We start from the raw sequence: 10,832 nt of genomic DNA on the forward strand, positions 1-10,832 counted from the left end.
CCACTCGACGGTGCCGGCGGCCATGTCGCCGCGGCCGCAGCATGGACCGGCGCCGGCGGTCAGCTTCATCGTCTGCACACGCGACCGCGTCGCCGTGCTCGAGCCCTGTATCAGGTCGATCCAGGCCGCGTGTCGTGCCCATGCCGACTTTGCCGCCGAGCTGGTGGTTGTCGACAACGGCTCGACCGACAGCACCGCCAAACGGCTGGCCAGCATCGCCGAACTGTCGGACATCCCGTTCACCGCTATTCGCGAACCACGACCTGGACTGGCGGCCGCGCGCAACGCCGGGCTGGAGCGGGCGCGGGGCCGCGTGCTCGTCTTCGTCGACGACGATTGCGCAGTCCACAAGGATTATCTGCACGATCTGCAACGGCACTATTCGGCCGGCGAACGGGTCATCCGTGGTGGCCGCGTCGAGATCGGCGATCCCCGCGACCTGCCGTTCACCATCAAGCGGTCGCCGGTGCGCGCGCGGCTTACGCCGGATGTCCATCCCGGTGGCTTCGTGCTTGGCTGCAACATGACGATGCACCGTGATGTTGCAGCCCGCATCGGCCGTTTCGACGAACGCTTCGGCGCCGGCGGCCCGCTGCGCTCGGCCGAGGATACGGACTATCTCGTGCGGGCGGTGCTGCTTGGGATTCCGGTCGAATATGTGCCCGACATGACGATTTACCACCATCATGGTCGGCGCGATCGCAAGGCCATAGAAAAGCTGCACCGCGACTACAGCATGGGCAATGGCGGGCTTTGCCTGAAACATATCCGGCACGCGCCGTGGCTGCTTCGCCATTTCTACTGGTCCATGAGGGCGGCCTTGCGCGAACTGAGGAAAGGCCCTCTGTTCGACCGTGAACTCAAGCTGTCGCACTGGCCGATCATCGGCATGAACTTGCTCGGCGCGGCCAAGTTCGCGGTGCTTTCGCTGGTGAAATCGCCGCAGCCGGCGCAAATGCGACAGGAGCAACAGGCAAATGCCGAGGCGAGGTGATCCGCAATCATGCGATTGATGCCGCCCAGCCTGCCGATGCTGCGCCGCGCGCTCGGGCAAAAGCAGTTGCGCCTGCTTCCGGCCGTGGTGGTGCTCGGGCTGCTCAGTGCGGCGCTTGAGGGGTTCGGCATCGGCCTGATCATCCCGTTGCTGAACATAATCATGGGGCAGGGGCAGACCGGCATGGCTGGCTTTTCCGCCGTCTTCCAGCATGTCGGATCCAGCCTGAGCGAGCGCGACCGGCTGATCGTCATATCCGTCGCCATCCTCGGCTCGATCGTGCTCAAGAACCTGTTCGCCTACGCCAATACGCTGCTGACCACCTTCATCTACGGCAAGGCAAGCCATTCGATCCGCAGCGCGCTGTCGGAGCAGCTGCTGCGGGTGGGCTACCCGTTCTTCCTGCAGCAAAGCCCTGGACGGCTGCTCAACATCATCTCCAACGAATCCTGGCGGGCCTCGGATGCCATCCAGATCACGCTGGGGGCAATCGTCAACGCATCGGCCGCGATCATCCTGCTGACCTTCCTGCTGCTCCTGTCGTGGCAGATGACGCTGCTGGTCACGCTGGGCCTGGCGCTGGTGCAGGTCGCGCACGCCATGCTGTCGGCCAATCTGAAGGCGCCGAGCCGCAGCGTCGCCTCCCGCAACAGCCAGCTCGCATCACAGATGCTGCATCTGGTGCATGCCGGACGGCTGATCCGCATCTTCGGCCAGGAGCAACGCGAGAAGGCGGCATTCGACCAGGCATCGGATGCAGTGCGCCGGGCGGCGTTCGTGCTTTTGACGCGTCAGGGAGCGTTGCCGCCGCTGACCGAGGTTCTGCACGCCATGCTGTTCCTGGCGGTGGTGATCGGCGCCTGGTTCGCCAATGTCAGCTTCCCGCTGATCGTCGCCTTCGTCATCCTGCTCTACAGGCTGCAGCCCTACATGCGGTCGCTGCAAATGGCCTGGAGCCAGTTGCAGGGCCTGAGCGGATCGCTTGAAGAGGTGACGTGGATGCTGGACCCATCCGGTAAGCCCGAGCCGCCGCAAGGTGACGCGGCGTTCCCCGGGCTCAGCCAAGGCATCAAGTTCGAGGACGTCACCTTTACCTATTCTGGTTCGGAACAGCGCGCGGTGGTGCTGCATGCGGCGAATTTCGACATCCGCAGCGGCCGCTCGACCGCGCTGATCGGCCGCTCTGGCGCCGGCAAGACGACGATCGTCAATCTCCTGTGCCGCTTCGTCGAACCGGATAGCGGCAGGATCCTCGTCGATGGATCGCCTCTGGACCGCATCGACCCCAGCCAATGGCGAAAGCACATCGCGCTCGCCAGCCAGGAGCTGGAGCTGGTCGACGGCACGATTTTCGACAACATTATCTACGGCCAGGACGCGGCCTCGGCCGATGACGCCGAGCGCGCGGCAAAACTGGCCGAAGCGCATGGCTTCATCGAGCAACTGCCGCAAGGCTACAGGACCGTCGTCGGCTACCGCGGCGTCAACCTCTCGGCGGGACAGCGGCAGCGGATCGCGCTGGCCAGAGCCCTGGTGCGCGATCCCGATATCCTCATCCTCGACGAAGCCACCAATGCGGTGGACGGGCTGTCGGAAGCGGCGATCGTCGAGACGCTGAAGTCGCGCGCCGGCCGCCGCACCACCATCGTCATCAGCCACCATCGCAGCACCATCTCGTTCTGCGACGACGTGGTGATCCTGAGCCACGGCCGCGTGAAAAAGCAGGCGCCCTTCGCGGCGCTCGCGACGCTCAGCATGGACGAGCTTTACCAGCACGAGGCGCTGGAGGGCTGAGGGCGCCCCCCGCTGCGTGCGCGCGCTGGGAGGTCGTCTCGGATGTCAAGCCAGGTCAAGCATCTCAGGGCGAGGAGCCCTCCGCCATGCCTCTCTGCAGGATTTCTGGGATGATGAGTGATCCCGAGCTTACCCGCTTTCGATCTGGAGCGTACAGAACCAAGGGTCCGCCTGCCAAATCCATCAATGGCAGGCGGACCCTAATCAGCGCTGAAGGGACTGATTCTGCGCCGATCTCTCCTCGAGGAGGTGACGCCATCAACTGAAGACGGGCGCAGTTGTTCCCGGCGCCGGCCGTACACGAGACCATTGCGCAGGCAGGTCAGACTTAGGTCCTATAAACGGGCATCGCTGGCTGGAGTGAACATCGGGTCTGCTCGGTGGTAGCGAAACTTCGGCCGGAGGTCGACGCAGCCATTGGGTTCCGGGGCATGGCTCGGCGCTGATCATATGCGGCGATCGATCCCCGCACGCCTGATGGAGGGGCGCTTGCATTCCTGCGGAATGCCCATCCACCGGCGCCAAGTGAAGTTCTCCAAGCGGTACGGGCTCAGCGGTCGTCAAGCTGTTGCTAATATGCAGCACAGGCAGCGCTCTATGAACAGCGTCGCTTGGAACCGCTACCTCCGACCAACCGTTAGTGTCACAATGACGAACCAAAAAGTGAGGCTGACGATGGACCCGCTGCAAAACAACACGTTGGAGATCTGGTGTCTTGCGGCTGTTCCGCTGTCACTGCTCCTTACGGTGTTATTAGCCGGATTTATTCTTTAGCTGACCCAACGAGGCCGGCTTTGCGGACCGGGCCAGGAAGATGAAAATGACGGCCATTAGGCACGGTAGGGTCGCGGACACCCCGTGGCACCAGGCCGTGGCTGCCTTTTCCAACGTGCCCCCATAATCGGCTCTTTCGAGCGGTCCGGCTCGCGGCGATTGCTCGCGGCGCCGTGGCGAGGGCGAGCATCCGAGTTCGTACGTTTTTTACACAATCTCTGATTGGTGGACTCGCCCGACGCCATCGACGTTAATTTTGCGTTAGCGACAGGAGGGGGAAGATCGCTAACGGGAGGAAGAAAATGAAAGAAAACTACGATCTGACGATCGACTACGACGACGTGCCTTACGACAACAAGCCTTACGATCTAGCCACATTCGCAAGGAAGCACGGGCTCAACATTCGAGCCGCCGAGCTTCTTCTTTTCGCCAAGGGCCCGTCTCGAGCGGCCTGCGATGCCGCGGCGAGGGCTTTTCTGGCGGCAGTCGCCGCACAAGCTATGAGACAATCGGCGCGGTAGGTCTCACAAAGCCATTGCTGACACGGCCTGCCGTGTCAGCAACCTAACGGACAGCGCTGGAAATTCCGGGCCGTTTCCAACAAGATGCCTAAGCATCCGGGAACGGCCTGAAATGTGCAATCTTTACAATATCACGACCAGCCAGGAGGCCATTCGCCAGTGGACCCGCGCCTTGCGGGATATCCTCGGCAATCTCGAACCCTCCATCGACATCTATCCCAACCAGCCAGGCCCTGTGGTGCGCAACACGCCGGACGGCGAACGCGAATTCAATTCGCCCGTGACATTTTTGTTCCCGTTTTGTTCAATTTGACCAGAAACTAGTGGAGGCATCGCCCACATTGCAAGCGAACGCTTCGTCACTGAAAGGTTTATGCCGCTTGCGCGAGGTGCATCAGGTACGGTTCTGAACAATTTGCATACCGTGCTAAAATCCGCGGGCGACCGCGATGGGCGTCGTTACCTGCTTCTGGACGCACCATGTTCTCGTAAACTGTCCGGCGCAGAGATGCGTGGCCGCCGTCTTCGCAGGCTCAGGTTCCGTCAGGCATCCGGCGCGGCTGCCTGGCAAGCGACAACACGCCCAACGCCGCCTCAATGCTTCTTGAAATACTGCACCTCACGTTCGTGCTTCTCCGCGGCCTCGCGGCTGTCAAACGTCCCGAGATTGCGGCGCTTGCCGGTCTTTTCGTCCTTCTTGCGCGAATAGAGGCGGTATTTTCCGTCTTTGAGTTTTCTGATCATCTGTCACTCCCCGAGCCGCTGCTTCCCCTTGAGGTTGCGCGCGGCTTGTTCGATCGCCGCCCGGTCGTTGCCCAGCCTGTCGATCAGCTCCTGTGCCTGTTCGCCCGATATGCCGGTGCGCACCGCCAGGGCCTCCACCGTCAAGACGTCGGAACTCGCGAACTCGCGGGTTTCCGGCAGGGCATCGCCTGCCGTCAGCGGCAGGGCTGCCTCCCTGTCGATCTCGGCCTCGGCCCGGTGCCAGTGCCGCTCGGGATCGCCATGGATCCCGCCTTCGCGTTCCCAGATCTGGTATGCGCGCTCACGAATCTTGTCGTCCCGTTCGTCGCCCATCTTAATTCCTCCTTTGCCTGTCGGATGAACGCCGCGCCGATCCGAACGATCCAAAAAAATTTGCGTGATCGTTGGTTAGCCGCTCGAGGGTGGGATCGCACAAGACACCATGCCCTTCGGTCCGCTAGCCCGCCATCCGGCGCGCCAGCCTACTCGCACTGCCGACGTGGCCCGCCGGAATACGGTTGATAGCTGTTGTCCTCCGGCCGGTACGAGCGGTAGCGGCTGAAGCAGTATTGGACGTGGTCGGATGAGAACTCGGCGCCGCCGGGTTCATCCGGTGGCGGGTAGCCCTCCACTGACGACGTATCGCTCGCCTCGACGTAGCTGCCGTCATCGGCGGCGTCGAGATAGGGCGATATGCAGGGGCGCTGTTGGCCGCTGTAGGATGTGTAGCGGTTGTCGCCTGGCCTGTAGGAGCGGTAGCGGCTGGCGCACCATTCGACATGGGCGGCGGGCAGCGTCTGCTGCTCTTCCACCGCCGGCTTGATGGAGCCGGTGGTGTCGGGTGTCGAAGCTGCGGCGGTGTCGGCGGGTTTCGAGCTGCGATCAACTTCCGAGGTGCGAACGGGAACCGGGCGGGCCGGGAGGCGCTCGAGGCGCTGCGAGGCCGGGTTTACCGGGCGCGGATCCTTGGCCCACAGTTCGGCGACGCTGGAGACCGGGGCGGGCGGCCGCACCGGCTTGGCTATCAATAGCCAGGTGGCGAATGCGAGGCCGCTGGCGAATACGGCGAGCGTCAGGACGAAGCCGCCAAAGATTGCGAACAAAGCTTTCATGCCGCGCTCCTTCGCCTCCCGGTTAAGGAAATGCGGGGGCGGGGAATCCGGTTCCAGGAAAGAGCGCGGGGGGAGAGGATTTCAAAAAAGGAAGACCCCTCTCCGTCTCGGCTTCGCCGAGCCACCTCTCCCCGCTTTGCGGGGCGAGGAACCCAAGATCGCGTAGGGGGCCTTTCAGTGCAGGCCGAATTCGCGCAGCAGTTCTTCGCGGTAGCGTACGAAGCGGCTTTCGCTGCGCTCGCGCGGGCGGGGCAGGTCGATGTCGATCAGCCGCGCCGCGCCGCCTTTCTCCTTGGGCAGGATCAGCACCCTGTCGGCCAGGTAGATCGCTTCCTCGAGGTCGTGCGTCACCATCACCATGGTGACGTTCTCCTCGCTCCAAATGCGCGCCAGTTCCTCCTGCATGCCGATCTTGGTCATCGCGTCAAGCGCGCCCAGCGGCTCGTCGAGCAGCAGGATTTCGGGCTGCACGGTCAAGGCGCGGGCGATGCCGACGCGCTGCGCCATGCCGCCCGACAGCTGCCTCGGGAAAGCATCGCCGAATTCGGCGAGGCCGACGAGCGCGATATAGAAGCGCGCCCGTTCCTCGGCCTCGGCCTTCGGCACGCCGCGCACTTCGAGGCCGAAGGCGACATTGCCGAGCACGGTCAGCCAGGGCAGCAGGCGCGGTTCCTGGAAGATCACCGCGCGCTCGGCGCCGACGCCGTGCACCGGCTTGCCGTCGATGGCGACGCCGCCGCTGTCGGCGGCCTCCAGCCCGGCAAGAATGCGCAGCAGCGTGGTCTTGCCAGATCCGCTGGCGCCGACGATGACCAGGCATTCGCCCGAGCGGATGTCGAGGTTGAGGGTCCTCAGCACGGCAAGCGAGCGCCCGCCGATGCTGAACGATTTGGACAGGTCGCGTATGCTGACCTCACCGCCGCTTGTGCTGCTCATCGCGCTCGTCTCCCAGCTGCCGGTTGGCCTTGTCAGTTGGTCTTGGTTTCGCCGGGCCGGTAGAGGATGTCTGTCGCCTTCAGCTTACCCTTTGGCAGGCGGCCGTCGCGCTCGAGCACGCTGACCCAGAAGTCGATGTCGCGGTCCGTCGCCTTGGCGCCCTGGCGCAGCCCGAAGCCGGTCCAGTAGCGCGCCAGCTCGCCGTTTTCGCCGCGCTTGTCGAGGATTGTCGCGAGCACCTTGCGCGCTTCGTCGGGGTTCTGCAGCGACCAGTCGGAGGCGCGCGCCGATTGCTCGACGAAATTGCGGGCGGCATCGGGATGCGCGGCGATGAAGTCGCGCCTGAGCACGACGAAGCCGCCGGCCAGTTCGCCCAGCACGTCGGTGTCGTTGAACACGCCACGCACGCCGCCATTGTCGACCAGCGCGCCGGCAAAGGTCGCCTGCCAGTAGCCGAGCGCCGCGATGTCGACCTGGCGGGAGCGCAAGGTCTGTTCGAGTTGCGGTCCGGGCACGACGACGAGATTGGCGGCGTCCGGCGACAGGCCGACGCTGTGCAGCGCCTCGCGCACGGTGTAGTCGAGATGGGCGCCGAGCGTGTTGACGGCGATTGTCTTGCCGGCAATGTCGGCGATCGATTTGATCGGGCTGTCGTCGAGCACGTAGAAGACGCTTCGCACCTTGCCGTTGATGCCGTTGCTCGGATAGGCGGCGACGAAGTCGTTGCCGCCGGAGATCGAATTGATCACGGCGGCGGTTGCGGCCGAGCCGATATCGACGCTCCCGGAGGCCAGCGCAAACAGCGATTCCGGGCCGCCGCCGGAATAGCCGACATTCTCGACCTCGATACCGAGGCCTTTGAAATAGCCGAGCTCGCCGGCAAGCTCATGCGGAGAGATGCTGCCGCGGCTGGCGAGGGAGCGGAACTTGACGGGTGCGGCTTCGGCAAAGGCGAAGCGCGGCAGGCCGGCGGCGAGAAGGCCGGCGGCGAAGGGTGCGCCGGCAAGCAGGGAACGGCGGGTGACTTTCATGGTGGTCTTTCCTGGTTGGCTTGGCTTGGGTCTGGTCGATGGCGAAAGGGGAGGTCAGTCGACGGCATTGTTCCAGCGGCAGAGCCGCCGCTGCAGGCTGACCAGCGCCTGGTTGGCGATCAGGCCGAGGCCGGCGAGGATGACGATTGCCGCAAACATCAGCGGGATCTGGAAGTTGTACTGCGCGTTCATCACCTGAAAGCCGATGCCCTTATTGGCGCCGATCATTTCGGAGGCGATCAACAGCAGCAGCGCCGTGGTGGCGCTGAGCCTCAGCCCAACGAAGATCGAGGGCACGGCGCCGGGCAGCACGACGCGGCGGAAGACGGTGAGCTGCCTGGCGCCATAGACGCGGGCCATCTCCAGCAGTTTCGGATCGACCTGCTTGACGCCGCCGATGGTGTTGAGCAGCAGCGGGAACAGCGTCGCCCAGAAGATGACGAACACCTTGGAGGCTTCGCCGAGCCCAAGCAGCAGGATGAATACGGGATAGAGCGCCAGCGCCGAGGTCTGGCGGAAGACCTGCAGGATGGGATCGAGCGCGGTCTCGACCGCGCGCACCTGGCCCATGAACAGGCCAAGCGGGATGGCGACCAGCACGGCGGCCGCGAAGGCGAGACCGGCGCGCTGCAGGCTGATGGCGATGTCACCGAGCAGAGTGCCGCCGGCCAACCCCTTCCAAAGTGCCGCGACAATCGTATCGATCGGCGGCAGCACGGCCGTGTTGACCCACCCTGCGCTACTCGACACTTGCCAGATTGCGAGGAAGGCAATGAGGGCGCCGTAGCGCGACAGGAAGCGAATTCCCGCCCGGCCGCCGAGGCGCAGGAAGTCCGAGCCGAGGCTTGTGGTGGTGTCACGCGTGCCGAGGCTGGCGGCCTGTTCGATGTGCTGCAAGGTCATCGTCTTGCCTCTTGCTTGGAAAGTATTGGGCTTCTCGGGATTATTCGGCGGCCAGCACGGCCGAGCGGGCGGCGGTCCACGGGTTTTCCGGCCGCCTGAGGCCGAGGTTTTCGCGTAGCGTCCTGCCTTCATAGGCGGTGCGGAATAGGCCGCGGCGCTGCAGTTCGGGGATCACCAGCTCGACGAAGTCGTTGAGCCCGCCGGGCAGCCAGGGCGGCAGGATGTTGAAGCCGTCGGCGGCTTCGTTGCCGAACCACTCCTCCAACTGGTCGGCGACCTGCGTGGCGCTGCCGATGACGGTGTAATGGCCGCGGGCCGTTGCCACCCATTGGTAGAGCTGGCGGATGGTGAAGTTGTGCTCGTCGGCAATCTGGCGGATCAGCGCCTGGCGGCTCTTCATGCCTTCGGTTTCCTTGCTTGGCGGCAGCGGGCCGTCGAGCGGATAACCCCTGATGTCGAGCGTCTGGCCGGCCAGCCCGTTGAGCAGGGCGACGCCGTCTTCGGGCAGGATGAGATCGTTCAGCTGCTGGTATTTGGCGCGCGCTTCTTCTTCGGTGCGGCCGACGAAGGGTGCTACGCCGGGCATGATCAGCACCTGCTCGGGATCGCGGCCGACGGCCGCCACGCGGGCCTTGATGTCGCGGTAGAATTCCTGCGCCGACGCCAGGTTCTGATGGGCGGTGAAGATGACTTCCGCCGAGTGGGCGGCGAGCTTGCGGCCGTCCTCCGATTGCCCCGCCTGCACCACCACCGGGTGCCCCTGCACAGGGCGCGGCACGTTGAGCGGACCCTTGACGCTGAAATGCGCGCCCTTGTGGTCGATGTCGTGGAGCTTGTCCTTGTCGTAGAAGCGCCCCGATTTCTTATCGCGGATGAAGGCGTCGTCCTCGCAACTGTCCCACAGCGCCTTGACCGTCTCGACATGCTCATGCGCGCGGGCATAGCGCTCGGCGTGGGCAGGCTGAGTGTCGCGATTGAAGTTGCGCGCGGTTTCGTCGCCGGCCGAGGTGACGACGTTCCAGCCGGCGCGGCCATTCGACAGATGATCGAGAGAGGCGAATTTGCGGGCGAGCGTGTAGGGCTCCTCATAGGTGGTCGAGGCGGTGGCGATGAAGCCGAGATGCGTGGTGAGCGGCGCCAGCGCTGCAAACAGCGTCACTGGCTCGAAGCCGGCGATCTTGGCATTGCCGCCTTCGCGGGCGCCGAGCCCGACCGTCAGATTGTCGGCGAGGAAATAAGCGTCGAACAGGCCGCGCTCGGCGGTCAGGGCAAGCTGCTTGTGGAACTCGAAATTGGTGGCGCCGTCGGCTGGCGCCTCGGGATGGCGCCAGGCGGCGATATGCTGTCCGCCGCCGGGCAGGAAAGCGCCCAGTTTGATTTGCCTGGATTTGCTGGATCTGGTCATCGCGGCGTGCTCCTGGATTGGTCGGGGAGGGGATCTCGGGTCAGTGGTGCGTTCAGGCGGCAAGGCCGACGCGATAGGGCACTCCGGTTACCCGGCATGCCTCGGCGACCGCCTGCCGGGCGCGGGCATGGATCGCGTCCGACACCAGCACGCCATTGGCAAAATCCTTGTCGGAGGCGTAGATCGCGGTCGGCACAGTCAGCGCCTCGAAGAAGCCGAACAGCGGCCGCAGCTGGTGCTCGACGATCAGCGAATGGCGTTCGCCCCCGCCGGTCGCGGCGAGGATGACGGGCTTGCCCCTCAGCGATGACGGGTCGAGCAGGTCGAAGAAGTGCTTGAAAAGCCCGGTATAACTGCCTTTGAAAGTGGGCGAGCCGGCCACCAGGATGTCGGCGCCCAGCAGCCGTTCGACGATGTTGCGCGCCGCCGGGTCGAGGTCGCCGAGGCGCCTTGCCTGCGGCAGGGACGCGCCGAGATCCTCGATGTCGAAGACGGCCGAGGCTGCGCCGATGCTTTCGGCGGCCTGCCCGACAATGTGGCTGACGAACGCCTTGGTCTTCGATGGCCGGGTCAAGTTGCCCGACAGCCCCACCACGAGCTTTTTCGACATTCCTGGCT

General features: G+C 64.6%; 11 protein-coding genes and 1 pseudogene. 4 read left to right on the plus strand and 8 right to left on the minus strand.

Annotation, left to right across the window (positions count from 1 at the left end; genetic code table 11):
* Positions 1-22: 22 nt before the first annotated feature.
* The 4 genes and pseudogenes from NKH71_RS14160 to NKH71_RS14175 all read left to right on the plus strand — a co-directional run.
* Positions 23-994 carry a glycosyltransferase family 2 protein gene (locus NKH71_RS14160; RefSeq protein ID WP_031195092.1) on the plus strand — a complete coding sequence of 324 codons (972 nt, stop codon included), beginning with the start codon at positions 23-25 and terminating at the stop codon, positions 992-994.
* 9 nt (positions 995-1,003) lie between these two features.
* Complete coding sequence (locus NKH71_RS14165) at positions 1,004-2,788, plus strand: ABC transporter ATP-binding protein (protein WP_502895814.1); 1,785 nt, start codon at positions 1,004-1,006, stop codon at positions 2,786-2,788.
* Between the two features lie 1,076 nt (positions 2,789-3,864).
* Entirely contained in the window at positions 3,865-4,083 is a 219-nt protein-coding gene (locus tag NKH71_RS14170; protein ID WP_051409764.1) for a hypothetical protein, read from the plus strand.
* Between the two features lie 112 nt (positions 4,084-4,195).
* Positions 4,196-4,351 (plus strand): annotated as a pseudogene (locus NKH71_RS14175) (SOS response-associated peptidase); the annotation flags it as partial.
* 326 nt (positions 4,352-4,677) lie between these two features.
* Here NKH71_RS14175 and NKH71_RS14180 read toward each other — a convergent pair.
* From NKH71_RS14180 to msuE, 8 genes are all read right to left on the minus strand, one after another.
* The gene (locus tag NKH71_RS14180) at positions 4,678-4,827 is read right to left on the minus strand and encodes a hypothetical protein (RefSeq protein ID WP_023722376.1); all 150 of its coding nucleotides are present in this window, start codon (positions 4,825-4,827) and stop codon (positions 4,678-4,680) included.
* A 3-nt stretch (positions 4,828-4,830) separates the two neighbouring features.
* Positions 4,831-5,160, minus strand: coding sequence for a DUF2934 domain-containing protein (locus NKH71_RS14185; protein ID WP_023722375.1), 330 nt, complete (start codon positions 5,158-5,160; stop codon positions 4,831-4,833).
* 149 nt (positions 5,161-5,309) lie between these two features.
* Positions 5,310-5,939, minus strand: a complete 630-nt coding sequence (locus tag NKH71_RS14190) for a BA14K family protein (protein WP_023722374.1) — start codon at positions 5,937-5,939, stop codon at positions 5,310-5,312.
* 174 nt (positions 5,940-6,113) lie between these two features.
* Positions 6,114-6,875 carry an ABC transporter ATP-binding protein gene (locus NKH71_RS14195; RefSeq protein ID WP_023722373.1) on the minus strand — a complete coding sequence of 254 codons (762 nt, stop codon included), beginning with the start codon at positions 6,873-6,875 and terminating at the stop codon, positions 6,114-6,116.
* A 32-nt stretch (positions 6,876-6,907) separates the two neighbouring features.
* Positions 6,908-7,906, minus strand: coding sequence for an ABC transporter substrate-binding protein (locus NKH71_RS14200; protein WP_352788163.1), 999 nt, complete (start codon positions 7,904-7,906; stop codon positions 6,908-6,910).
* Positions 7,907-7,960: 54 nt separating this feature from the next.
* Positions 7,961-8,809: an ABC transporter permease gene (locus NKH71_RS14205; RefSeq protein ID WP_352788165.1), complete on the minus strand. Its 849-nt coding sequence runs from the start codon at positions 8,807-8,809 to the stop codon at positions 7,961-7,963.
* 40 nt (positions 8,810-8,849) lie between these two features.
* On the minus strand, positions 8,850-10,214 hold the full coding sequence (locus NKH71_RS14210; RefSeq protein ID WP_352788167.1) for an LLM class flavin-dependent oxidoreductase: 1,365 nt from the start codon (positions 10,212-10,214) through the stop codon (positions 8,850-8,852).
* A 52-nt stretch (positions 10,215-10,266) separates the two neighbouring features.
* The gene (gene msuE / locus NKH71_RS14215; RefSeq protein ID WP_023722369.1) at positions 10,267-10,824 is read right to left on the minus strand and encodes an FMN reductase; all 558 of its coding nucleotides are present in this window, start codon (positions 10,822-10,824) and stop codon (positions 10,267-10,269) included.
* Between the last annotated feature and the right edge of the window lie 8 nt (positions 10,825-10,832).

It is taken from the genome of Mesorhizobium sp. M0983 (assembly GCF_040318975.1).
GTDB lineage: Bacteria > Pseudomonadota > Alphaproteobacteria > Rhizobiales > Rhizobiaceae > Mesorhizobium.